Origin of the sequence: Nocardia sp. NPDC006630, from assembly GCF_040611495.1 — a bacterium.
Classification (GTDB): Bacteria; Actinomycetota; Actinomycetes; order Mycobacteriales; family Mycobacteriaceae; genus Nocardia.
This window is the reverse complement of the sequence record NZ_JBEXOK010000015.1, coordinates 64,015-87,753: the sequence shown is the minus strand read 5'-3', so window position 1 is coordinate 87,753 and position 23,739 is coordinate 64,015. Positions and strand designations below refer to the sequence as shown.

Genomic DNA, 23,739 nt, shown 5'->3' with positions numbered 1-23,739 from the left:
GCCACACCCGACATCATCATCCCCGAGCAATTGCCGGAATGATAACTTGCGGCTGAACAGCGGATCACCCGATTTCGAACTCGAGGCGACGGGGGAACACCAGCATGTACGACGAGGGCACCGCGCTAGCGGGGCTCACCGCGGTGAGCGAGGCAGCAGTGAATGCGAACGATAAGACCGATAAGAACATCGATCTCGAAGCGCAACCGACCGCAGACAGCGACACCGGCTCGACCTCCCCCCTCCCCGCCGACCCCCTCGCCCAGGCCCCCGAAGTCCTCGATTCCCCAGCTCTCGCCGCAGCGGTCCCCGCGGATTCGGTCCACACAGCCCCCGATGACTCGGTCGCACCGGCCCTCCTGGATTCGGGCGCGCCGGACCCCGCGGAGTCGGATGCGGCCGATATCGCCCTGGACTCCCTCCCGCCGCTGGACACCACGACCGCGATCGGTATCGCCGCCGCCGTGCAGAACGGTTCGGTGACCGCCGAACAGATGGTCGAGCAGGCCCTGGGCCGTATTCACGCGCTGGATCGGAAACTGAACGCCTTCAGCCTGGTTCGCGACGATGCCGCCCGCGCCGAGGCGCGGGCGCTGGCCGAGCGCCCGGATCTGGATGTGCTGCCGCTGGCCGGGGTGCCGGTCGCGGTGAAGAACAATATCGATGTGCGGGGTGAGGTGACCCGGGCCGGTTCCCGGGCGGGCACGGATGCGCCCGCGGCCGCCGATCATGTGATCGTGCGCCGACTACGGTCGGCCGGCGCGGTCATCGTCGGCCTCACCACGGTTCCCGAATTCGGCCTCTGGGGTGTCACCGATACCCCGGATCGCATTACCCGCAGTCCCTGGAATCCCCGCTTCAGCGCGGGCGGTTCATCGGGCGGTTCCGGCGCCGCGGTCGGCTCCGGCATGCTCGCCGTCGCGCACGGCAACGACGGCCTGGGTTCGGTGCGCATTCCCGCCGCCTGCTGCGGTGTGGTCGGCATGAAGCCGGGCCGCGGCCTGGTGCCCGCCGACGTCGGCGTGGATTCCTGGGGCGGCATGACCGAAAACGGTGTACTGGCAACAACTGTCGCGGATGCGGCGCTGATGCTGTCGGTGCTCGCCGACCGTCCCGCACTCGCCGAACTGGGTTCGCCCAAAACGCTGCGCATCGGCCTGGCCACCGCGCCGCCGATCGCGCTGTCCCGGGTGGATCGCGCCTGGATCGCGGCGGCCGATCGCGCCGCCTCCGCCGCGTCGCTCGCCGGGCACACCATCGGTGTGGCCGAACTCCCCTATCAGGGTGCGACTTTCGCGCTCGCGCTGCGCTGGCTGGCCAATGCCGCGCGCGAGGCCGCCGTCGTCCCGCATCCGGAACTGCTGCAGCGCCGCACCCGCACCCATGTGGCGCTGGGCAGGCTGGTGCTGAAATCCGGAATCCTGCGCCCGGCTCAGGTGGATCGGGTGGAGGCGCGGCTGCTCGATTACTTCGAGCGCTACGACGTGGTCATCACCCCCACGCTCGCGGGACCGCCGCCCCGGGCCCGCCGCTGGCATTCCCGGCCGTGGCCGGCCAATGTTGCTGCCAGCGTGAGGTTCTCACCGTTCACACCGCTGTGGAATCTGGTCGGCTGGCCCGCCATTTCGGTGCCGATGGGTGTGCACCCGCGCACCGGGACGCCCTTGGCCGCACAGCTGGCGGGCCCGCCCGGCAGCGAAGGCACGCTGCTGGAGTTGGCGGCCCAGCTCGAGGCCGCACAACCGTGGCAGCGCACCGCACCCTGAGAGCTGCTCCCGCCGCACAGCTTCCTCGTCACAGCTCCCCCGTCTGCATACAAGAAGAGGCAGTCCCGCCGGTTCAGGCGGTACTGCCTCTTTTCGTTGTTGCCCGCACGGTGACGGCATTGCCTCCGACTCATTGCCGTCGCCCGCTCGGGCTCGGTCGCTACTGTGCGGCGACCGGCTCCCGATCGGCGAAACCGCCGTCGAGCACGCGGGCCGCGAACTCGAGGATGGTCGGTCGATCATCGTCGGCGCGCCAGGCGACGGCGAGTTCGCACGGTGCCAGTCCGGAGACGGGTCGTGCGGTCAGGCCGGGCCAGCGGTACATCGGCACATTGTTCTCGGCGAGCAGGCAGACACCGAGTCCGAGGGAGACCGCCTCGAGGCGCTCCTCGGCGGTGGCCGCTTCCGCGCCGATCTTGGCCTGGCGACCGCCGCGGGCGTCGGCGCCGAGCCAGAAGTCACGGGCCGCACCGGCTTCGGCGGGCATCGCGACGAAGGCTTCGTCGGCGAGATCCGCGAATTCGATGGTCTCCTGGTTGGCCAGTGCGTGGTTCTCCGGCAGCAGCACCCACCGTGGCTCGGTACGCAGCACCTGCCAGCGGTAGCGGCCGGTGTCGGGTACGGGCAGCCACATGAGCGCCAGATCCGCCTGGCGGCCCGCCAGGCCACTGGACGGGTCGGTCCAGGACGCGGAGTGCAGGGCGAGCCGATGCCCGCTGGCGCTCTCCAGATCCGTGATCAACCCACGCCCGATGGAGGACTGGATGCCTACGCGCAGCACCTCACCGGCCTCCTGCAGGGCGACGTTGGTGACCTCCCAGAGCTCGAGGATGCGCCGGGCGCCCTCGAGCAGTTCTTTGCCTGCGACAGTCAGTGCCACACTGCGCTGATTGCGGTCGAACAGGACCACGTCGAGCTGACGCTCCAGCTGCCGAATCTGCCGGGACAGTGTCGGCTGTGCGATGTGCAACCGCTGGGCGGCGTTGGTGAAATGCAGTTCCTCAGCGACGGCGACGAAATACCGCAGGTCGCGCAAATGCGGGTCCATAGCCCCTTGCTATCAGAATCGGTCTTGAATTGCCAGCGGTATCCGACCCAAAAGTTTGAATGAGAAGCGGAAAACAGCCGTCAGGTTTGTTACAGACAGCATAGGTCCAGCCCGAAACATTCCGGTAACCGGCACCGCGAACTCCTGGCCATTGCGCCTTGTGGGCGGCTCCGGAATCCATACGGACATGTGACCAGCAGTAACACAAACCACGCTACACACCCCCGCCGACCGGCGCGACTCCACCGCCGACACCCAGCAACAGCCCCTGGCTACCGTCCACGCGGTAACCCTCGAGCGGCAGTGAGTTTCCTCACATCAAGGCAAAAGCCGCCCGCCGGAAAGGCAGGCGGCTCAGCCGCGAAGATCGATTCCAGGCGCCGGAAGCGGCGCCGCGGAGAGTTTTCTAGCCCCCGTAGACCTTCGGGTCCAGGGTGCCGATGTAGGGCAGATCGCGGTACCGCTCGGCGTAGTCGAGGCCGTACCCGACCACGAACTCGTTCGGGATATCGAAACCGACCGCCATCACGTCCACCTGGGTGCGCAGCGCGTCCGGCTTGCGCAGCAGCGTCACGACCTCGAGCGAGGCCGGATTGCGGCTGGAGAGATTGCGCAGCAGCCAGGACAGCGTCAGACCGGAGTCGATGATGTCCTCGACGATCAGCACATTGCGCCCGGCGATGTCCTTGTCCAGATCCTTCATGATCCGCACCACGCCCGAGGACGAGGTGGAGGACCCGTAGGACGAGACCGCCATGAACTCCATCTGGGTGGGCACGGTCAGCTTCTTGGCCAGATCCGTCATGAAGAAGATGGCGCCCTTGAGCACACCCACCAGCAGCAGATCACCCTCGGGCGAATCGGCGGGATAACGCTTGGCGACCAAGGCGGCCAGCTCGTCGATCTTTTCCGCGATCTGGTCTTCGCTGATCAGCACTGACGCGATGTCATCCCCGTACACGTCCGCTGGTTTCCCTTCAGTGATGATGTCGACCCCGATCAGATTCGCCGTGGTCCGAGCCCAGTATGAGCCTGCCATGTTCACGCGCGGCAACCAACCTGGTCCCGGTGGCCGAACCGGACACCGCGACCCCGCCCTGCCCATGCCAGTCGGTGACCAGCGCCTCCACCGCACGTAAATTGCTGTCGGTCAATGATTTTGCGCCGCCGCCCAGCAGCCAGGCGCGAATGACGCGCCGCCGCAGCGCGGGCTCGGCAGTGGTGAGCGTCTCGAGCTCGAGCCCACTGCCATCACGGACTGCTTCCAGCAAATTCTCGGCGACCGAATCCAGGGCCGCGCAGTCCTCCCGCAGCTGGGCGGCGGTGCGGGCCAGCGCGGCCGCCACTCCCCCGCCGAGCACCTCCTCCAGCAGCGGCAGCACCTCGGTGCGCAACCGGACCCGGGTGAACTCCGGCGCGCTGTTGTGCGGGTCCTCCCAGGGCGTCAGCCCGAGATCCGTGCACAGCTGCCGGGTCACCGCGCGCCGCACTCCCAGCAGCGGCCGCCCCCACGGTTCCGCGAACTCCGTCATGCCCTGGATCGAGCGGCCGCCGGACCCGCGCGCCAATCCGAGCAGCACGGTTTCGGCCTGATCGTCGAGGGTGTGCCCGAGCAGTGCGGGCAGCCCGTCCCGAGCCTCGTCCAGCGCCGCATAGCGCGCCCGCCGGGCCGCCGCCTCGATGCCACCGGCACTCCCGACCTCGACGGCAAGCACCCGTGCCGTGCGGCAGCCCAGACGCAGCGCTGTGGCGGCAGCCTCCGCCGCCACAGCGCCGGACCCGTCCTGCAACCGGTGATCCACGACAAGGGCATCCACGGCCTCGGCCTCCGCCACGGCGGCAGCGGTCAATGCCAGCGAGTCCGCCCCGCCCGACAGTCCGATCGCCACCACCCCGACCGGGGCATACCGGCTCAGCCAATCTCGCACGGCATGACGCATTTTCAGCGCCGCACGCGTCTCAGGCAGCCGAGGACGAGAGTTCACGCCCCGATCGTCGCACGCCCGCACCGCTCATCGACCCGGCACATAGCCTGTTCAGCCCACTCGGCACCGGCACGGCCGGAGTCCCCCGTCATTCCGGCATGCTTTCGGCCGGAATCTACGCACAGCGGCAGCCGCGGACCTGTGGATCCCGGCCGAAAGCGCGCCGGGATGACGAGGGTGGCTCAGCCCAGGACGCGGGTGACCCAGCGGTGCGGTTCGCCGATCTCGTCGGTGCGCGGGAGGGTTTCGGCGTCGGTCCAGATGGTGTTGAAGCGTTCCATGCCAACGGTGTCCACCACCTCGTCGACGAAGGCCTTGCCCCGAACGTATTGCGCCACTTTGGCATCCATGCCCAGCAGCGCGCGCAGTAGTCGCTGCAGCGGATTACCGGGCCGTTTGCGGCGCTGGTCGAAGGCCGAGCGAATGCGGGTGACCGACGGGACCACGGCCGGGCCGACGGCATCCATGATGTGGTCGGCGTGACCCTCGAGCAGGGTGCCGAGCATGAGCAGGCGGTCCAGGGCCTCGCGCTGTGGTTCGGCCTGGGTGGCGCGCAGTAGTCCGACCATGCCGCCGGCCGGATCCTCGATCCCGCGGCGGCGATCCCTAACGGCCTCGGCCAGGCGGCCGAGCACATCGGCCATGGGCTCGTCCCCGGCCTCGCCGAGCAGTTCGACATTGCGCTGCATGTAGTCGGCCAGCCAGGGCGCGGAGGAGAACTGCACCCGGTGCGTGACCTCGTGCAGGCACACCCAGAGCCGGAAGTCGCTGGGCGGCACACCGAGTGCGCGTTCCACGGCCATGATGTTGGGCGCGACCAGCAGCAAGGTGCCGTCGGGCCCGCTGAACGGGTCGTACTGCCCGAGTATGGCGGTGGACAGGAAGGCCAGCATGGCCCCGGCCTGCAGTCCGGCCGGCTTACCGGCGAATCTGCCCTTCGCGCCGGATTCGACGCCGGTGCCGGTGAGCTGCGCCATGGATTCGGCGGCGGCGGCGATCCAGCCCGGCCGGTCCACGATGCGGGCCTCGGGTATCGCGGAGCTGTCGAGCAATCGGCTCACCTCGCGCACCGGGCCCTCGGCCCGCCGGGAGGCCGCGGCCAGCTCGACGACCGCCTGTTCGGCGGAGTACCTGGAGGTTTTCGGCCCCGACGGCACCAGCAGGGTGCCGGTGCGGGCGGCCAGACTCCAATCGACGGAACCGGCCAGCCCGGATTTGGCGGGGCGGGGCAGTTCGCGAATTCCGGTGCTCACCAACGCCTCTCCACGATCATCAGCGCCCGGCCGGGCGGCAGGGAGTTCGGGTCCGGTCATAGTCATCCACCCGTCAGGAGCAGCCACAATTGCGCAGTGTGGTCGCGATGGCGTCCAATGCCGGGCGGCTCTGTTCGGGCAGCCGCTGATTCGACATCAACGCGAAGGTGAGTACGCGCCCATCGTGGTCCAGCACATACCCCACCAACGCGCTTGCCACGTCCAGAGTTCCGGTCTTGGCTCGAACCCAGCCCGCGCCCACCCGATCCTGGCCCGTATAGCGGTCCGACAGCGTACCGGTGGCGCCGGCGACGGGCAGGTAGTCCAGCAGGGTCGCGAGCGGGTCGTCGGCCGTGCCCGCGGCACTGACGCCGGAGGAATTCGACTGTCCGCCACCATTGTTCGGCAGCGCGGCCACGGTGACGATGCGGTCCAGCAGCCGCGGCGGAATGGTGTCGTCCACCGAGAGCCCGCTGGCATCGTGCAGGGCGAGGCCGGTGGTATCGAATCCGGCGGCGCGCAGGGTCGTGGCCATGGCGTTCACCGCTCCGGTGAACGAGGCCTCCGAGCCGGTGGCGAGGGCGATTTCGCGGCCGATCGCCTCGGCGAGCACATCGTCGGAGTCAACCATCATGTCCCGCAACCGATCCCGCAGCGGTGCGGACTGCACGGAGGCGAGCTTCGCCGCACCCGTGGGCGCCGTGCCCAGATGCACCTTGCCGGGATCGATACCGAGTTCGGTGGCGAGCTGCCGACCGGCGTCCAAACCCGGTGTGGCACTGCGCGGGGAGTAATCCTTCAGCGCGCTCTGCCGGCCGCCGTCGATCATGACCGAATCGATGGGTGCGATGGAACCGCCCGCGATATCCGCCGGATCCCAGCCCTGTGCCATCGAGGATCCGGTGAAGGCCGAGGTGTCGACCGCGATGCTGTCGGCCCGATGACCGGAATTCTTCAGCTGCGTCACCAGATCCGACAGTCGCGCACCGTTGGTGTAGTAGCCCTTGCCGTCCGGCTGCGCGGTCAGCGTGGGGTCGCCGCCGCCGACGAGCACGATCTCACCGGGCGCCGTACCGGCGACGACCTGCGTAGTCACCCGGTGGTCGGGCGGTAGCGCCAGCAGCGCCGCGGCGGTGGTGAGCACCTTGGCGGTGGAGGCCGGAATCATCGGCTTGTCGGGATCGGCGGTCCACAGCACGTTCCCGCTACCGGCATCGGAGACCGATCCGGCGAAGACGCCCAGATCCGGATTGCCGACCACCGGCGCGAGGGCCGCTGCCAGGCCTTTCGCGCCCGGAGCCGGTGCGGTCGCGGGCGCCGGAGCGACCTGCGGCAAGGGCTTGACCGGCGAGGGCTGCGCGGCGATCGTCAAACCTCCGTGCCGGAATTCCTCCGTCCACGGTTTCAGCGTCACGATCACCCCGGCAGCCACACCCACCACAACGACCAGGGCGGATGCCACTACGATCCAGGTTCTGCGACGCCGCTTGGCTTCCAGCCCACCGATGTTCTGCTTGTTCCGAGCCACCTGCCGCTGTCTCCCTGATACCTGTGATGGGGATAGGCCCGAGCGTCCCTGCCGGACCCACGTACCCGGGCACCACACTATCCTCGTTGCGCAGTCGTTCCCCCGAACGAGCTGGCGAGTCGGCAGCCATACCCGCACCGAAGAAGGAGATGACGTGGAGTTCGACGTCCTCATCGAGATCCCCCGGGGTCAGCGCAATAAGTACGAGGTAGACCACAAGACCGGTCGGATTCGTTTGGACCGCTACCTCTACACCCCGATGATGTACCCGGCCGACTACGGCTACATCGAGAACACCCTCGGCTCCGACGGTGATCCGCTGGACTGCATGGTGCTGCTCCCCGAGCCCGTGTTCCCCGGTGTTCTCGTGGAGTCCCGCCCGGTCGGCGTGCTGATCATGAGCGACGAGGCCGGCGGCGACGAGAAGGTCGTGGCGGTGCCCGCCGGCGACAAGCGCTGGGACCACATCCAGGACGTCGAGGACATCCCGGAGTTCCAGCGCAAGGAGATCGCGCACTTCTTCGAGCGCTACAAGGACCTGGAGCCCGGCAAGTGGGTCAAGGTCGAAGGCTGGGAAGGCCGTGACAAGGCCGAAAGCCTGTACGTCGAGGCGGTCCAGCGGCTGAAGGACCAGGGCGAGCACTGATTTCGCCTGTTGTACGAAGTGGGTGGCGCAGAAACGCGCCACCCACTGCTGTTTTCGAGCCGCTGTTTTCGGATGATCAGCCGATGCCGGCGGCCGGTTCGGCCGGGGCGTCGCCCACGGTGGTGCGCAGCGGCACCTCTTTCCAGAACGCGACCAGCACCAGCGCCACCAGCGCCACCGCCGAGGTGGTCAGAAAGACCGTGGACAGCGATTCCGCGAAGCCGACCTGGAAAGGCTTGGCCAGCACCGGATTCAAGCGCTGAATCACCGAACTGTCGGCCAGTACGTGCTGCGCGGCCGAGGTGTCGTGATTGAGCAGACCCTGCGAGAGCGCCATATCCGCCGGATTGCCGTCGGTTCTGCCATTGAGCAGCGCCTGCTGGAACTTCTGATCATGTCCTGCCGCAATGAGTTCGGTGCGGATATTCGGCGCCAGCCGGGTGAACAGCACGGACAGGAATACCGCCGCGCCCAATGTCCCGCCGATCTGCCGGAAGAAGGTGGCCGCGGCCGTCGAGACGCCCATATCCTTGGGCGGCAAGGCATTCTGCAGTGCGATGATGAGCGGCTGCATGAGATTGCCCAGTCCGAATCCCACGCACAGCATGAACAGCACCACGATCCAGTACGCGGTATCGGCGCGCAGATAGTGCAGCAGGAACAGGCCGAGGGTGATCATGCCCGCGCCGATCAGCGTGTACGCGCGGTAGCGGCCGGTCCGCGAGATCAGCTGCCCGGAGACCACCGAGCCGACCATCATGCCCAGCACCATGGGCATCATCTGCAGGCCGCCGATCATCGGGCTGGCTCCGCGCACCGCCTGTAAATACTGTGGCAGCAGCAGAATTCCGCCGAACATGCCCGCGCCCACCACGAACGAGATGACCACGCCGAGCGCGAAGGTGCGGTTCCGGAAGATGCGCAGCGGAATCAACGCGGCGTCCCCGAGCATTCGCTCCACCCGGACGAAGACGATCACGCCGACCACGCCGACCGCATAGCAGAGCACCGATCGCACACTGCCCCAACCCCATTCGCGCCCCTGCTGGGCCACGATGAGCAGTGGTGTGAGCGCGATGGCCAGTACCGCCGCACCCCAGTAGTCCACCCGGTCCGGCGATCGCTCCCGCACCGGCAGGTGCAGGGCGCGGGTCACCACCACCAGGGTGAACAGCCCGATGGGCACATTCACCAGGAATACCCAGCGCCAGCCCGCAATGCCGAGAATGCTGTCCTGCCCGGCGAACAGCCCGCCGAGCACCGGCCCGACCACACTGGAGGTGCCGAATACCGCCAGGAAATAGCCCTGGTACTTGGCCCTTTCGCGCGGACTGACGATATCGCCGACGATGGTGAGCGCCAGCGACATCAGCCCGCCCGCGCCCAGCCCCTGCAGCGCCCGGAACGCGGCCAGTTCGTACATCGACTGCGAGAACGCGCTCAGCAGCGAGCCGATCAGGAAGATGGTGATGGCGGCGAGATAGAAGGGCTTGCGCCCGTACATATCCGAGAGTTTGCCGTAGAGCGGCGTGGCCAGTGTGGCCGTGATCAGGTACGCGGTGGTCGCCCAGGCCTGCAGCGAATAGCCGTTCAAATCATCGGCGATGGTGCGGATCGCCGTGGAAACAATGGTCTGGTCGAGCGCGGCCAGCAATATGCCGAGCAGCAGCCCGCTGAGTATCACCAGAATCTGCCGGTGGGTGAAACCGCCTTCACCCGTCGATTCCGTCACCTCGGATGTCGCCATGGTCAACCTCCCGGTCCCTCGCACCACGATAGGCGTCGAACCGGAGGTTGGCAGTCCTTTTCCGGCCCGGCGTCAGGGCTCGGAGACCACTCGAGACCGCTTGCGGCGCAAGCGGTCTCGGTGACCAGCGTTAGCAACGTGTTTGCCGGACCCGGAGCGCGGCACCGGACCTCGGACAGGGTTTCAGGGGCACAGCCCCTGAAAGGTTACGAGAGTTGTCATTTCCCCTGGAAGCGCGGCTCGCGCTTCTCGAAGACCGACTGAATGGCCTCGGTCAGATCCTCCGAGGGCAGGAATGCGGCATTCCAGGCCGAGACGTAGCGCAGGCCGTCGGCGACCTTGCCCACCTTGGGCTGATCCAGCACATCCTTGATGCCCTGCACCACCAGCGGCGGGTTCGCGGCGATTTCCCGCGCCAGCGCGTAGGCCGCGTCCAGCGTGGCCTCCCGATCGGCGTAGACATCGTTGATCAGGCCGATCTTCTCGGCGCGCGCGGCGTCGATGTCCTTGCCGGTATACGCGAGCTCGCGCAGATGCCCCTCGCCGATGATCCCCGGCAGCCGGTGCAGCGACCCGATATCGGCGACGATCGCCACCTTCGCCTCGCGCAGGCTGAATTTCGCGTCCGCACTGGCCAGCCGAATATCCGCGGCCGCGATCAGATCCAGGCCGCCGCCGATGCACCAGCCCGCGACCGCCGCGATGACCGGCTTGTGCGAATCGGCGACCGCGGTCACCGCGGCCTGCATGACGCGCACCTCCCGCAGGAACCCGGTCCGGGGCCCGGCCAGCGCCCGATCGGCGAGCAGCGCGCCGAACGTCGGAGCCATGGCGGGCAGGTCCAGCCCATAGGAGAAGTGCTTGCCCGCGCCCGTAAGCACAACGGCCCGCACCTCCGGATCGGCGTCGAGTTCGCCGAAGATGAGCGGCAGCTCGCGCCAGAAGTCCGGGCCCATGGCATTGCCCTTGCCGGGACCGGTCAGCGTCACGGTCGCGATGTGGTCCTTGCTTTCGACCTCGAAAGCCTTCCAATCGGTCATCGGTCCAGCGTATCGGGGGTACGGGCGGTCCGGGCGGGCGGTGTTAATCCTGTGCTAAATCTGCTGCGTCGCACTGGTTTACCGGTGGTGTCGAACGGGACGATTGAACGGTCCGCCAGCTGCACTCCCCAGTGTGGAGACTCGATGTTGATGCATCATGGAATCGGTCTCGACCGATTCAATACGCTTCCCCGGCACCGCGCGGTGCACGCCCTGTACGAATGCTGCTGCAGCATCACCTGGGCGGCCAAGATCGCCGACGGCCGGCCCTACCCCGGCTACGACGCGCTGCTCACCGCCGCCGACGGGGAACTGCACGCCCTCTCCCCCGTCGAACTCGACAGCGCCTTCGATTCGTGTGCGCACGAAACCATTTCGGAGCGCACCGTCACCGAGCTCGTGCGCATCACCCGCGCCCGGCTCGCGCGGATGCTCGGCCCCGAAGAGGGCTACCCCGAATACTGATACCCCGCACATCCACCGCAATCGCTCTACTCTGGTGCCATGCGCAGGTCCCTGCCGCCGGTCGCTTCCAAAGTCTCCGACACGCTCATCGCCCGCGGCCATCACGGGGTGATTCTCACTCAGCCGCAACCCACCCACACCGCCGCGGATGCCGCCCACGCCCTCGGCGTGGATATCGGGGCCATCACCAAATCCCTGGTCTTCCTGCTCGACGACGATCCGGTGCTGCTGCTGGTCTCCGGCGCGCACCAGGTCGACCTCGATCACACCGGTCAGCGCCTGGAAGGCACCCTCACCCGCGCACCCGCCGCCATGGTGCGGCAGGTGACCGGGCAGCCGGTCGGCGGCGTCGCCCCGGTCGGGCACCCGATCAATCTGCCCACCTTCATCGACACCGCACTGGCCCGGCATTCGGAGCTGTGGGCGGCGGGTGGGCATCCGAATACGATGTTCCGCACGACTTTTGGCGAATTAGTACGAATCACCGCAGGTCTCGCCATAGACGTGGACTGATCCCCACCCCACCCCCTACCGTCGTTTCGGGGGACCCCAAATCCGCGCAACACTTCGCACCCCCGCGCGATATTTCACACTCCCCGGAATATCCAGCCCCCGGACGACGTAGGTTCGGAATGTGACCGATTCTCCGCCGCCCGGCACCGAGCTATTCACGCACGGCGCCGACTTCCAAGCGCCCGACGACCTGAGCGGCATCACCGCCCAGCAGTACCGGGCCGCCATGCGGCACTATCCCGCCGGCGTCACCATCGTCACCCTGCACTCCGAGGCCGGTCCGGTCGGTTTCACCGCCACCTCCTTCGCCTCCCTCTCGGCGGAGCCGCCGCTCATCTCCTTCAATATCGCCGCGACCTCCTCCAGCCTCACCGCCCTGTCGAACGCCGATTCGGTGGTTGTGCACTTCCTCGGCGAACATCAGAAGCATCTGGCCCAGCGATTCAGCCGCAGCGCCGAGGAGCGCTTCACCGATCGATCGCTGTGGACCACCCTGCCGAGCAGCGAACCGGTACTGCACGGCACTCCGATCTGGGTGCGGGCCACCGTGCATCAGCTCATTCCCATCGGCGATCACACGCTTGTGGTCGGATTGGTCACGCGCGTGCACGACAACACCGAGGACGCACCCGCCGTCGGGCCGCTGGTCTATTACAACGGCGTCTACCACCGCGCCGAGATCGCCGACTGAGCCAGCGCGCTATTGCGCCCAGGTCGCATGCGCTCAGGCCGCCGAGGCCACCGTGCCGAGGCCCAGCGCCGCCAGGATGGCCGCGCTCACCTGTTCCAGCCGATCCCGCACCTTGGGCTTGCGCAGCAGCGCCACCGCGCGCGAGGCGGCGACCGCCAGCAGCACCATTTCGATTGCGGCAATGGTGCATTCGATGGCGCCGAGGCCGAGCGTGTTCGCGAAGGTCACCTGGGACAGGAACTGCGGGAGCACCGCGAGATAGAACAGCCCGACCTTCGGGTTGAAAATGCAGGACAGCAATCCCGCAGCGAATGCCGAGCGAACGGATACCCGCTGCGACTGGACCCCGTCCGCGGTGAGTTCCGGGGCGCCCGCCGCCTGGCCGCGCCGGTGTTCGAGCAGGGCGCGAACGCCCAAGTACAGCAGGTAGATTCCGCCGATCACCTTCAAGCTGCGATAGGCCGTCGCCGACTGTTCCAGCAGCGCCGCGACACCCGCCGCGACCACCACCGCCCAGACCAGCCCGCCGAACGACGATCCGACCGCCGCGGCGATACCGGGGCGGCGCCCGGCCATCGTGAAGCGCAGCACCAGAAAGGTATCCGGGCCGGGAGTGAGGGCCAGCAGTACGCACAGCCCGATAAAGCTCAGCAGCAGAGGGAAACTCACACCTCTATCGCAACGCACCCCGGCACTCCGGCGCAAGGGCGGGCCGGAGCCCCTGCGGGAGAAACAAATAGAAAGCCGCCGACCTTATCCGGAGGGAACGGCCGGCGGCTCCCCCGAGCAGCAGAGATTCAGTTCCGCGCGCTGAATTCCGCGCCCAGTTCGCGGAACACATCGGTGTTCATCGAGAACGCGAGACGAGCTTCGTCGAGCACCGGCTCGACCTCCGGACCGGCGATCGGCAGCGCGTCCAGGTTTTCCCGGTATTCGCGCTTGAACGCGGCCGGGTTGGAGATGTCGTCGAAGACGTAGAAGCGGACGCCGTCACCCTTCTTGGGCAGGTCCCACAGCTTCTCCGCAGTGCCCCGAATGACCTGTCCGCCCGAGAGATCGCCCAGGTAGCGGGTGTAGTGGTGCACCACGTAACCGGCCGGCCAGGTGCGCGCGCACTCGTCGATGCGGGCGGCGTAGGCGGCGGTGGACGGCAGGGCCACCAGTTCATCGCGCCAGTTCGCGCCACCGAGGTGGGCGAGGTCGATTTCGAGGGCCGCCAGGCGATTCAGCTCCGGCTTGACGAACGGCCCGGCGATCGGGCCGGAAGCCAGTGCGGCGGAATTCTTTTCGAGGGCGTCGTAGACGAACCAGAGCTGCGAGGTGTAGCGGTAGAAGGCCTCGACGCCGAGCTTCCCCTGCAGCAGATCGCTCATGAACGTGGAGTGTTCGGCCTCGGTGTGCTGCTGCTCGGTCGCGGAACGAATGAGCGTCGAGAACGGCGCGGTATCCAGCATGGTCGAGCTCCTCGTTTCGAACCGGGGGCGCCCACCTTTGGCTACCCTAACTTCCCCCTTGACGATACGCGTCAGCAACGATCGCGCGATTCGAACTTTGCGGCCCACCCACTCCAACTTTCGGATGATTTTTCCGAAGGGGTTGACAAGACCCCGGCACATCTGCCAGCCTTCCACATCAGGTCATGAGTACCAGCGTCAAGCCCTGGCTAGCTGGTCGGCAACCCTCCTCCGCGGTGGGGTGCTCCAGGTGACGACCGGGCCGCCGCCCGACCGGGCGCGGCAAGCGCGGACTCTCGATCACTCTTTTTCTGATCGCGCGTCCCTTGCCCGAATGGGATTTCGTGATGACTGCATTTGCCGACCAGTCCTGTGCCGCTCTCGCCACCGTCTCCGGTTGTGATCTGCGGGTACCCCTCGTGCAGGGTGGGACCACCACGTACGCCAACTTCGACTATGCCGCCAGCGCACCGGCATTGACGCAGGTCACCGACCGGGTGCAGCAGCTGCTGCCGTTCTACGCCAGCGTGCACCGCGGTGCCGGTTACGCCTCCCGCGTCTCCACCGACTGCTACGAAGGCGCCCGCGGCTCGGTCGCCCGATTCCTCAATGCCGCCGACGACCAGGTGGTGGTCTTCACCCGCAACACCACCGATTCGCTGAATCTGCTCGCCGCCTGCGTGCCCGGCGACACCGTGGTGCTCGACGTGGAACACCACGCCAACTTCCTGCCGTGGACCCGAGGCGGTCGCCGGGTGGTGCCGGTCGCGGACACCATCGAGGAGACCATTCAGCGCCTGGTCGCCGAACTGTGCACCAAACCCGCTGCGCTGCTTGCCATCACCGGAGCATCGAACGTCACCGGCGAACTGCTGCCGCTGGAGCGGCTGGCCTGGATCGCGCACCAGTGCGGCACTCGGATCCTGGTGGACGCCGCCCAGCTGGCGCCGCACCGGCGCATCGATCTGCAGACCAGTGGCATCGACTACCTGGCCTTCTCCGGGCACAAGGCGTACGCGCCGTTCGGCGCGGGCGTGCTGGTCGGGCGGCGGGACTGGCTCGATGCCGCCGAGCCGTACCTCGCGGGCGGCGGCGCGGTCCGCTCGGTGACCGCCGACGGCGTCGAATGGGCCCCCGCACCGCAGCGGCACGAAGCCGGCTCCCCCAATGTGCTGGGTGTGGCCGCGCTGGCCGCCGCCTGTGACGCCCTCGCCGAACTCGACGAGACCACCGTCCGCGAACACGAGCAGTACCTCACGCACCGCCTGCGCTACGGCCTGAAAACCGTTCCGGGCGTGAACTTCCTGCGCATCTGGCGGGACAGCACCGATGCCGTCGGCATTGTCGCCTTCACCGTCGACGGTTTCGAACCCGGCCAGGTGGCCGCGTACCTCTCCGCCGAACACGGCATCGGCGTCCGCGACGGCCGCTTCTGCGCCCACCCCCTGCTCGCCCGCCTCGGCGTCGACGCGGCCCTGCGCGCCAGCATCGGCCTCGGCAGCACCGCCGCGGCCGTGGACCGCCTGATCGACGCCCTCTCCACCCTGGTCGAAAACGGCCCCACCTGGACCTACGCCAAAACCGAAGGCCACTGGAACCCCACCCCCGAAACCCGCCCCTTCGGCAGCAGCGCCGAGGGCGGAGCCCCCTGCGCCATCTGATCAGCGCTCGAATCGACCTACGCTGGAGGGCGGCCGCCCATCGGGGCCGGGCGCCCTCGAAATCTCCGGGGTCGGGGGCGTAGCCCTGAAAGTCCCGCGAGTTGAGCCAGTCCCGAAAGGTGGGTTACGGCACCAGGTAGCGCTCGGCGAGTTCCTCGACGAACGGGTCGTCGTCGGAAACGACGTTCAGCAGATCCAGATCGTCCTGGACCGAAAGCTGGCGTCCGTCATCGCGTTCCTGGTCCGGCCCGTCCTCCGCGAGCTGGCGGATCAGCTTCGCTCGCACACGGTCTTTCAGAGAATCACTCATATCCAGAGCATGCCCTGATCGGCGGGAATTACGCGAACAGGCACGCCGGACCCCACCTGGAGACCGGCCCCGCGGATGGGCCGGGCGAATTACACCGGGGCCAGCCATGTTCCCCACGGCGTATTGCGCAACACCGTATATAGGAGAAGCAACGCCAGCGCCGCCCAGAGCGCCGGCTTCGGCAGCACCTTCGGGATCCGCGGTATCGGCTTCCCCTGCCAGCCGAACACCAGCGCGGTAGCCAGCCAGCCGAGGAAACCCAGCAGCAGCGGCAGAATCAGCACATTGCTGTGCAGGGCATCGACCACATGCCCCTCGGTGAGATTGTGCAGCCCGCGCAACCCGCCGCATCCGGGGCACCAGTACCCCGTCAACTCCTTGAACGGGCAGAACCCGTACGCCCCCTGCACATGCGGATCCCGGAAATGCAGCAGCGCCAGCCCTCCCGCGACCGCACCCCCGGCGAGCAGCGGCAAACCCATACCCAGCCATCTGGGGCGGGGGGCGGGTTCGACCTCGGTCGGGGGCATGGTGTGCACGCGAACAACGGTAGTCGCGGCCACCGCAACCTGCCAGATCGCAGCCGACTTCGCACCCCCCGGCGCACCCCCGGACAGCTTTGTCCGATATGACCTATTTGAATGGTGAGCTGGCCGAACGGACACGGACACTCGTCCAGAACCGTGGGTATGCTGCCCCCGCAACAGTTTTCGATCGGGGGAATTCCATCCTATGAGCCAGAATCAACCAGGCAGCAGCACAATCGCCCGCGCCTCCGCCGCCGCCGGCGCACTCGCCATCATCATTCTCGCCAAGGTCGGCGGCCGCGTCATCGGCCACATGTTCGGCCTCCTCGGCGTCCTGGTCCTACTCCTCATCTCGGTAGGCGTCTACTTCGTCTTCAAAAAGAAGGACACCCCACCCGCCACCCCGGAGCCGACCCAGTTCGACCCGAACCTCCCACCCCGGGGCTACCCCGCCCACCCTGCCCCACAAGACTTCTCGCCCCAGCCCGCCCCACAAGACTTCTCGCCCCAGCCCGCACAATCCAGCCTGCCCGGCCTATCCGCCCCCCAGCCCTACTCCGCCCCACTTACCCCGCACAACTTCTCAGCTCCGCCCGCCCCACCCGCCTTCTCCGGCCGGCAAGCCGATTCCGCCCAGCAGGCCTACTCCGTAGCGCCTGCCCCGCAGGGCTTCTCGGGCGGTCCTGGCCAGCCGAACTTCGCCGGTCAGCCGGCACAACCCAACTTCACCGGCCGGCCAAGCATGTCCGCACAGCCCGCGCAGACGGAGTTCCAGGGCTATTCCGCTTGGGATGGCCGGCAGGGGTACGGAAGTCAGCCCGCTCGAGCGGACTTCCCGAGTCAGCCCGGTCCGGCCGCGCAGCCGGGCTACGCCGCCCAGCCTGTCCAGCAGGGATTCTCCGGACAGCCGGGCGGCTATGCGCCACAGCCGAATTACGCGGCACCGGCGGCGCACACCCAGTTGCCGTCGATGCCGCCCGCGCAGCAGGGGTACCCCGGTCAGCCCGGCGGTTATCAGGAGCCGTACGAATACGGCCAGCCGCAGCAGGGTTTTCAGCAGCCGCCACAGCAGAATTACCCGCCGTCCGGTTATCAGCAGTAGGCCGCTATCAGCAGCAGGCTAGAGAATTCAGCGATCGGCCCGGCTCGGACAGAGCCGGGCCGATGCTGTTATGCCGGAGCCGATTTCACCGGATCGGCGCACGCTCGCTGGCCGGAGCGGTGAGTGCGCCCGCCAGCATGTCGATGGTTTCCGCCCAAGCACTGACCGCACCGGCGGCGACGCGACCCGCCTCCACGGCACGCTCATGATCGGCCAGGAGCGCGAAAAGCATGGTGGGCAGCGCGCGCAAGCGGTGCACGCGCAGGCGGGGCGGAAGTTCGGTCATCTCGTCGCCGAGGCGCTGCATGATCACCCGGACCGAGGTGCGCTGTTCGCTGTCCAGGTTGGAGGCATCGGTGACGGCCGGATGGGTGTGGATCTGTTCCAGGAATCGCGCGTAGTGATTGCTGCCGTGCCGTTCGCTGAGTTCGAACATGGGCACCACCAGCGCCTCCAGCAGCGCGTGCACCCCCGCGCCCGAACCCACCTGCTCGGCGAGCAATTCCAGCCGCCGCACCTCGAGGGTCGCCATCCGCAGCTCGACCACGGCTTCGATCAGCCCGTCGCGCGACCCGAAGTGATACTGGATGGCCGAATTGTTCCGCTGCCCGGCGGCGGCCGCGATATCGCGCAGCGGCACCGCCTGCCCGCGCTCGGCGATCAGGCGCTCGGCCGCCAGGATGATCCGCTCCCGCGCCTCGGTCACCGCCACGCGAATCCCTCCCTCGGTCCAAAAACACGCGTCGTCACAGGTGCAGAGTAGCTGCCCACCAGCCCGTAAAGAACTAGTCCTTGACAGTTAAGCATCATTTCTTAAAGCTCTGAGTGATGATCCTAGATACCTTCCGACTGGACGGCCGCGTCGCTGTTGTCACCGGCGCCGGTCGCGGCATCGGCGCCGCAACCGCCCTGGCCCTGGCCGAAGCGGGCGCCGATGTCGCGCTCGCAGCCCGCACCCCCGAACAACTCGACGAGGTCGCCGGCAAGATCCGCGCCCTGGGCCGCCGCGCCGTCACGGTCCCCTGCGACCTGTCGGACCTGTCCACCGTCACCGCCTTCGCCGAAACCGCGGCGGCCGAACTCGGCCGCATCGATATCGTCGTCAACAATGTCGGCGGCACCATGCCCAATACCTTCACCACCACGTCCCCCGAGTTCCTCGAGGACGCCTTCCGCTTCAATGTGTCCACCGCGCACGCGCTCACCCAGGCCGCGGTCCCGCACATGCTGAAGACCGGCGGCGGCTCCGTCGTCAGCATCTCCTCGATGATGGGCCGGGCCCCCGGTCGCGGCTTCCTCGCCTACGGCACCGCCAAGGCGGCGCTCGCGCACTGGACCCGCATGGCCGCCACCGATCTGTCCCCGCGCATCCGGGTCAATGCCATCGCCGTCGGCTCGGTTCTCACCTCCGCACTGGAAGTTGTTGCGCAGCAACCGGAAATCAAGGCCCGCATGGAGGGCGCCACCCCGCTGCGCCGCCTCGGCGAACCGTGGGAAATCGCCGCCGCGATCGTCTTCCTCTGCTCACCGGCCGGCGGCTATATCACCGGCAAGATCCTCGAGGTCGACGGCGGGATCGAAGCGCCCAATCTCGAACTCGGCCTCCCCGACCTGTGAACCGGAGCCAGCTGTGAAATATCGCGTAGTCCAGTGGAGCACAGGCAATGTCGGCCACCGCGCCCTGCGTTCCATCATCGCCCGGCCGGAGCTCGAGCTCGTCGGCGTCTGGGTGTCCAGCGACGCCAAAGCCGGTAGGGACGCCGGCGAACTCGCGGGCCTCGACCTCGAAACCGGTGTTCTCGCAACCAATGACGCCCAGGCTCTCCTCGATCTGAAGCCGGACTGCATCATCCACACCGCCATGGCCGACGACCGCCTGATGGAAGCGGTGGAGGACCTGAAGACCTTCCTCCGCGCCGGCATCAATGTGGTCTCCAGCAGTCCAGTCTTCCTCCAATTCCCTTACGGCACACTGCCGGACGAGGCGATCAACCCGATCATCGAAGCCGCCATCGAGGGCAATGCCTCCCTCTGGGTGAACGGTATCGACCCCGGCTGGGCCAATGACTGGCTGCCGCTGCTGCTTTCGAGCGGCTCCGAGCGCATCGACAAGGTCATCTGCTCGGAGATCATGGACTACTCCACCTACGACAACCCCAAGGTCGTCTTCGACATCATGGGCTTCGGCAGCGCGCTGGACGAGCTGCCCATGCTGTTGCAACCGGGCATTCTCACCCTCGCCTGGGGCAGTGTCATCCGCCAGCTCGCGGACGCCCTCGATATCGAACTCGACTCCGTCACACAGCATTTCGAACGGCTTCCCGCCACCGAAGAGCTCATCGTCGGCAAGCGCACCATCGCCGTGGGCACCGCGGCCGCCCTGCGCTTCCAGGTGCACGGCGTCCGAGGGGATCGCGAAATCCTCACCCTCGAACACGTCACCCGCCTGCACCCCGATCTCGCCCCCGAATGGCCGCAGCCCGCCGGAAAGGGTTGCTACCGAGTCGAAATCAAGGGCGAACCCGACTACCTGCTCGACCTGCAGCTCTACAGCAATGGCGACCACGCCGAGGCAGGCGTCGTCGGCACGGCGGCTCGCCTGGTCAGCGCCGTCCCCGCCGTGGTCCAGGCGCGGCCCGGACTGCTCACCGCCACCGATCTCCCCCTGACCACCGGCCGCGGCCTGGTCTCGTAACGAGCCTGCCGTCACCGCGTCCGATCGGACGCGGTGACGGTGCCTCAATTCTCTTCGTATTGGGCCTTGATCTGCGCCGCGTCGACGAGCGCAAGGACACGGCCCTCCCGCACCACCAGCACCGGCCCGCTGTGCGCGGTGAGCCGTGCGACGGCGCCGTCCAGCGATTCGGTGGTACCGATCGTGGGCAACGGTGCGGCGAGATGCGCACTCACCGGATCGTCACCGCGGGCATCAGCGAGGTTCGCAGCGGTAACGGAACCGAGCACCTCGGCAACCACCGCCGATCCGGATGCCTTGCGCTGCAAGACCACCGGCAGGGCCGTGCCCGAACCGAGCAGCCGCCACGCCTCGGCGACGGTCGCCCCGGAGGGAACCACCACCGGATCGGCCGGATCGGCGAGCGCGGCCAGATCGCCGACCGTCCGCCCTTCGACAACCGCCGTCAGCGGAAATCCCAAGGCCCCCAGCCACTCATCGCTGTAGTACTTGGACAGGTAGGCGCGCCCGGAGTCGGGCGCGACGACCACGACCACATCCTCCGGCCCGAGCTCCCGCGCCAGGCGCAGCGCCGCCGCAATTGCCGTCCCGGAAGAACCGCCCAGCAGCAGCCCCTCCTCCTTGGCCAGCCGGTGCAGCACCCGAATCGCCTCGACATCGGGAATCCGCTCGATCCGATCCACCACCTCCGGATGGTACGAATCCGGCCACAGATCGGTCTCCGTCTCCGGATGCACGAAGTGCCCGACCGCCTCGACGTACCAGATACGACCGTCGCCGCCGCCGTACACCGAGCTCTCCGGATCGGCCCCGATCACCCGCACCGCATCGCCGGACGCCTCCTTCAGGTACTCGCCGGTGCCGGTGATGGTGCCGCCGGTACCGATACCCGCCACGAAATGCGTTATCCGCCCGCCGGTTTGCGCCCAGATCTCCGGGCCCGTGGTGGCGCGGTGGGCAGCGGGATTGGCGGGATTGTCGTACTGCCCGGCGAACCACGCACCCGGAATCTCCGCCGTCAGCCGCAGGGCGACACTGCGCAAATGCTCCGGATGATCGACGGGCCGCAGCCCGGGCGTCAGATGCACCTCGGCGCCGTGCGCGCGCAGCAGCGCGACCTTCTCCCGGCTCACCCGATCCGGCACCACCACGATGGTCCGATATCCGCGCGCGGCGGCCAGCGCGGCCAGACCCAACCCGGTATTGCCCGAACTGGCCTCCACCACGGTCCCGCCCGCACCCAGTTCACCGGATTCCTCCGCGGCCAGCAGCATGGCGCGAGCGGCGCGATCCTTCACGCTCCCACCGGGATTCAAGTACTCGAGCTTCACATAGACGGTCGCGGTGATCTCGTCGGTGACACGGTTGAGCCGGACCAGCGGCGTATTGCCGATGGCATCGGCGAGCGAGTCGTACACGCCCGCGGCGTGCGAGGAGACGGTGGTCATGCGGCAGCCCTGCCTGTCTCGCCGAGCGCGATCCACAGCTCCCGGCGTAGTCGAAGGTATTCGGGATGATCGTCCTACTCGACCTCCCACACCGTTATTCGATGCCCGGACGCCACCGGCTCCGGGCCATCCGCCGGAGCGCGGCTCCGTCAGACTCGCAAAACCCGGCTGCCACGAACAGCTTTCGAGTCACCGCGAACACAAGTCGGCAACTCTCACACATGGTCAATTCGTCGGCCGGCCCCGCGGTGATGGTGACCAGCACCCGAACCGCCGCCGAATCCCTCGACCCCGACGACCTCCGCCTACACGTCCTGGCCGAACTGACCACCACCGCCTGAAGCGTCGCCTGCCGCCAATGGGTCCGCACCGACGGCGACGGCGGCCGCCCCACCCTCACCGACCGCCTCCGCAACGCCTTCACCGCCATCCCCGCCGGCTGACCCTGGCCACCACACAAAAAGGCCCCCGATGCTGCTGCATCGAGGGCCTCTCCTGGAGCCGCCTGCGAGAATCGAACTCGCGACCTTTTCATTACGAGTGAAGCGCTCTACCGACTGAGCTAAGGCGGCGTGCCTTCCGGCGGTGCGAGTCTATCGTCTCGGTGCCGGATCGCGAAAATCGGTGGTGACGGTCACGCGGAGCGGGCCGCGATAAGGCCGGCGACCATGGCGGCGACGGCGAAGCGGGGCTTCACATTCGTTTCCAGGGCCTCGCGGCAGTCGAGTATCGCCTGGATCGAGCGCAGCAGGCCCTCGGGGCGGACATCGGTCGCCAATTCTCGAATCTGGTCGGCCATATCGGGATGTGTGAGCGTGACACCAGCTTTCGAGTCCACGGTCGCGGCGCCGAATCCTACGGCCAGGGCATCCCGATACAGCCCGGCCACATCGATGAGCGCCCGGTCCAGCGCATCACGACCGGTCCGGGTGGCGCGGGACTTCTGCCGCTTCTCCAAATCCTTGAGCGCACCGGCCGAACCGCGGGTCGCCCCCGCCGCGCCCTTACCGGTACCGCCGGCGCCGAGCGCCATCGCCAGCGCGTCCCGCTCCTTGTCGTCGCGGACCGCGCTCATCTGCTTGGCCTCGTCATCGGCGGACTTCACCAATTCTTCGGCGGCGGAGTAGGCCATACCCGGACGTGTGGTCGCGGCGACCAGGGCGAGGGCCCGTTTGCGCTGAGCTCGGGCCTGATCGTCGGTGGCCAATCGGCGCGCCCGGCCGACATGACCACCACTGACCGAGGCCGCCCAGGCCGCGGTATCGGTGGCGAGCCCGTCCCGCTCGCGCAGCACCTTCGCGATCGAATCCACCGACGGCGTCGCCAAATGCACATGCCTGCACCGGGAACGCAGCGTGATCGAAATATCCTCCGGATCAACCGAAGGCGCGCACAGCAGGAAGACGGTACGGGCCGGCGGCTCTTCCACCACCTTGAGCAGGACGTTTCCGGCCGCTTCGGTCAAACGGTCGGCATCTTCGACCACCACCACCTGCCAGCGGCCGGTGCTGGGCCGCCGCGACGCCACCTGCACGATCTCGCGCATCTCCTTGGTGCCGATGCTCAACCCCTCCGGCACCACGCGGCGCACATCGCCATGCGTTCCGGCCATGGTGGTCGTGCACGCATGACACCGCCCGCACCCCGGACTCCCCGCATCGGTGCACTGCAACGCCGCCGCGAAACACAGCGCCGCCACCGAACGCCCCGACCCCGGCGGCCCGGTGAACAACCACGAATGCGTCATGGCCGACGACGACACCAACTCGCCACCCCGCGCCGCCACCGCCGCATCCGTCAGCGCGGACTCGACCGTATCCTGTCCCACCAGTCGATCGAAGACTCCTGCCACGCGGTACA

Annotated in this window: 23 protein-coding genes, 1 tRNA gene and 1 riboswitch; of the genes, 9 read left to right on the top strand and 15 right to left on the bottom strand. The window is 67.9% G+C overall.

The features are described from left to right. Positions 1–104: 104 nt before the first annotated feature. On the top strand, positions 105–1,766 hold the full coding sequence (locus ABZX86_RS35780; RefSeq protein WP_355130161.1) for an amidase family protein: 1,662 nt from the start codon (positions 105–107) through the stop codon (positions 1,764–1,766). A 160-nt stretch (positions 1,767–1,926) separates the two neighbouring features. Here the strand turns inward: ABZX86_RS35780 and ABZX86_RS35775 are convergent, their stop codons facing one another. The 5 genes from ABZX86_RS35775 to dacB form a co-directional block, all read right to left on the bottom strand. Next, positions 1,927–2,814: a LysR substrate-binding domain-containing protein gene (locus ABZX86_RS35775; protein ID WP_355130159.1), complete on the bottom strand. Its 888-nt coding sequence runs from the start codon at positions 2,812–2,814 to the stop codon at positions 1,927–1,929. A 406-nt stretch (positions 2,815–3,220) separates the two neighbouring features. Next, positions 3,221–3,775 (bottom strand): hypoxanthine phosphoribosyltransferase, encoded by a 555-nt coding sequence (hpt, locus tag ABZX86_RS35770; protein ID WP_327143328.1) that lies wholly within the window; start codon positions 3,773–3,775, stop codon positions 3,221–3,223. Between the two features lie 16 nt (positions 3,776–3,791). Further along, on the bottom strand, positions 3,792–4,754 hold the full coding sequence (gene tilS, locus ABZX86_RS35765; protein ID WP_355130274.1) for a tRNA lysidine(34) synthetase TilS: 963 nt from the start codon (positions 4,752–4,754) through the stop codon (positions 3,792–3,794). A 227-nt stretch (positions 4,755–4,981) separates the two neighbouring features. Further along, on the bottom strand, positions 4,982–6,052 hold the full coding sequence (locus ABZX86_RS35760) for a zinc-dependent metalloprotease (protein WP_355130157.1): 1,071 nt from the start codon (positions 6,050–6,052) through the stop codon (positions 4,982–4,984). 73 nt (positions 6,053–6,125) lie between these two features. After that, entirely contained in the window at positions 6,126–7,580 is a 1,455-nt protein-coding gene (dacB, locus tag ABZX86_RS35755) for a D-alanyl-D-alanine carboxypeptidase/D-alanyl-D-alanine-endopeptidase (protein WP_355130155.1), read from the bottom strand. 154 nt (positions 7,581–7,734) lie between these two features. On the opposite strand from dacB, the gene ppa reads away from it, so the two are divergent. Further along, entirely contained in the window at positions 7,735–8,226 is a 492-nt protein-coding gene (gene ppa, locus ABZX86_RS35750; RefSeq protein WP_327143325.1) for an inorganic diphosphatase, read from the top strand. A 76-nt stretch (positions 8,227–8,302) separates the two neighbouring features. On the opposite strand, the gene ABZX86_RS35745 is transcribed toward ppa, so the two are convergent. Both ABZX86_RS35745 and ABZX86_RS35740 read right to left on the bottom strand, forming a co-directional pair. Next, positions 8,303–9,973 carry an MDR family MFS transporter gene (locus tag ABZX86_RS35745; protein WP_355130153.1) on the bottom strand — a complete coding sequence of 557 codons (1,671 nt, stop codon included), beginning with the start codon at positions 9,971–9,973 and terminating at the stop codon, positions 8,303–8,305. A gap of 218 nt (positions 9,974–10,191) precedes the next feature. Further along, positions 10,192–11,013 carry a crotonase/enoyl-CoA hydratase family protein gene (locus tag ABZX86_RS35740; protein ID WP_355130151.1) on the bottom strand — a complete coding sequence of 274 codons (822 nt, stop codon included), beginning with the start codon at positions 11,011–11,013 and terminating at the stop codon, positions 10,192–10,194. Positions 11,014–11,157: 144 nt separating this feature from the next. Between ABZX86_RS35740 and ABZX86_RS35735 the strand changes: the two genes are divergently transcribed. From ABZX86_RS35735 to ABZX86_RS35725, 3 genes are all read left to right on the top strand, one after another. Next, the gene (locus ABZX86_RS35735) at positions 11,158–11,478 is read left to right on the top strand and encodes a 2-oxo-4-hydroxy-4-carboxy-5-ureidoimidazoline decarboxylase (RefSeq protein WP_355130149.1); all 321 of its coding nucleotides are present in this window, start codon (positions 11,158–11,160) and stop codon (positions 11,476–11,478) included. Between the two features lie 39 nt (positions 11,479–11,517). Next, positions 11,518–11,991 (top strand): YbaK/EbsC family protein, encoded by a 474-nt coding sequence (locus ABZX86_RS35730; protein ID WP_355130147.1) that lies wholly within the window; start codon positions 11,518–11,520, stop codon positions 11,989–11,991. 226 nt (positions 11,992–12,217) lie between these two features. Next, positions 12,218–12,682 (top strand): flavin reductase family protein, encoded by a 465-nt coding sequence (locus tag ABZX86_RS35725; protein ID WP_355130272.1) that lies wholly within the window; start codon positions 12,218–12,220, stop codon positions 12,680–12,682. Positions 12,683–12,715: 33 nt separating this feature from the next. Here ABZX86_RS35725 and ABZX86_RS35720 read toward each other — a convergent pair whose 3' ends face one another. Together ABZX86_RS35720 and ABZX86_RS35715 are read right to left on the bottom strand one after the other, a co-directional pair. After that, positions 12,716–13,351: a LysE family translocator gene (locus ABZX86_RS35720; RefSeq protein WP_355130145.1), complete on the bottom strand. Its 636-nt coding sequence runs from the start codon at positions 13,349–13,351 to the stop codon at positions 12,716–12,718. 128 nt (positions 13,352–13,479) lie between these two features. Next, complete coding sequence (locus tag ABZX86_RS35715) at positions 13,480–14,136, bottom strand: biliverdin-producing heme oxygenase (RefSeq protein ID WP_355130143.1); 657 nt, start codon at positions 14,134–14,136, stop codon at positions 13,480–13,482. Between the two features lie 181 nt (positions 14,137–14,317). Next, a riboswitch (SAM riboswitch) is annotated at positions 14,318–14,431 on the top strand. A 52-nt stretch (positions 14,432–14,483) separates the two neighbouring features. On the opposite strand from ABZX86_RS35715, the gene ABZX86_RS35710 reads away from it, so the two are divergent. Then, positions 14,484–15,797, top strand: coding sequence for an aminotransferase class V-fold PLP-dependent enzyme (locus ABZX86_RS35710; RefSeq protein WP_355130141.1), 1,314 nt, complete (start codon positions 14,484–14,486; stop codon positions 15,795–15,797). A gap of 124 nt (positions 15,798–15,921) precedes the next feature. Here ABZX86_RS35710 and ABZX86_RS35705 read toward each other — a convergent pair whose 3' ends face one another. Beyond that, on the bottom strand, positions 15,922–16,107 hold the full coding sequence (locus ABZX86_RS35705; protein ID WP_355130139.1) for a hypothetical protein: 186 nt from the start codon (positions 16,105–16,107) through the stop codon (positions 15,922–15,924). An 89-nt stretch (positions 16,108–16,196) separates the two neighbouring features. Beyond that, complete coding sequence (locus ABZX86_RS35700; RefSeq protein ID WP_355130270.1) at positions 16,197–16,637, bottom strand: DUF2752 domain-containing protein; 441 nt, start codon at positions 16,635–16,637, stop codon at positions 16,197–16,199. A 202-nt stretch (positions 16,638–16,839) separates the two neighbouring features. Between ABZX86_RS35700 and ABZX86_RS35695 the strand changes: the two genes are divergently transcribed. Beyond that, positions 16,840–17,736 (top strand): hypothetical protein, encoded by an 897-nt coding sequence (locus ABZX86_RS35695; RefSeq protein ID WP_355130137.1) that lies wholly within the window; start codon positions 16,840–16,842, stop codon positions 17,734–17,736. 85 nt (positions 17,737–17,821) lie between these two features. Here ABZX86_RS35695 and ABZX86_RS35690 read toward each other — a convergent pair whose 3' ends face one another. Beyond that, positions 17,822–18,448 (bottom strand): TetR family transcriptional regulator, encoded by a 627-nt coding sequence (locus ABZX86_RS35690; RefSeq protein ID WP_355130135.1) that lies wholly within the window; start codon positions 18,446–18,448, stop codon positions 17,822–17,824. A gap of 116 nt (positions 18,449–18,564) precedes the next feature. Here ABZX86_RS35690 and ABZX86_RS35685 point away from each other — a divergent pair, with 116 nt between their 5' ends. Further along, on the top strand, positions 18,565–19,353 hold the full coding sequence (locus ABZX86_RS35685; protein ID WP_355130133.1) for an SDR family oxidoreductase: 789 nt from the start codon (positions 18,565–18,567) through the stop codon (positions 19,351–19,353). A gap of 13 nt (positions 19,354–19,366) precedes the next feature. Then, positions 19,367–20,431 carry a diacylglycerol kinase gene (locus ABZX86_RS35680; RefSeq protein ID WP_355130131.1) on the top strand — a complete coding sequence of 355 codons (1,065 nt, stop codon included), beginning with the start codon at positions 19,367–19,369 and terminating at the stop codon, positions 20,429–20,431. A 44-nt stretch (positions 20,432–20,475) separates the two neighbouring features. On the opposite strand, the gene ABZX86_RS35675 is transcribed toward ABZX86_RS35680, so the two are convergent. The 3 genes from ABZX86_RS35675 to ABZX86_RS35665 all read right to left on the bottom strand — a co-directional run bounded on the left by ABZX86_RS35675 (position 20,476) and on the right by ABZX86_RS35665 (position 23,731). Further along, positions 20,476–21,879, bottom strand: a complete 1,404-nt coding sequence (locus ABZX86_RS35675) for a pyridoxal-phosphate dependent enzyme (RefSeq protein WP_355130129.1) — start codon at positions 21,877–21,879, stop codon at positions 20,476–20,478. 496 nt (positions 21,880–22,375) lie between these two features. Next, positions 22,376–22,451, bottom strand: a tRNA-Thr gene (locus ABZX86_RS35670). 62 nt (positions 22,452–22,513) lie between these two features. Continuing rightward, positions 22,514–23,731 (bottom strand): DNA polymerase III subunit delta', encoded by a 1,218-nt coding sequence (locus tag ABZX86_RS35665; RefSeq protein WP_355130127.1) that lies wholly within the window; start codon positions 23,729–23,731, stop codon positions 22,514–22,516. Positions 23,732–23,739 lie beyond the last annotated feature (8 nt).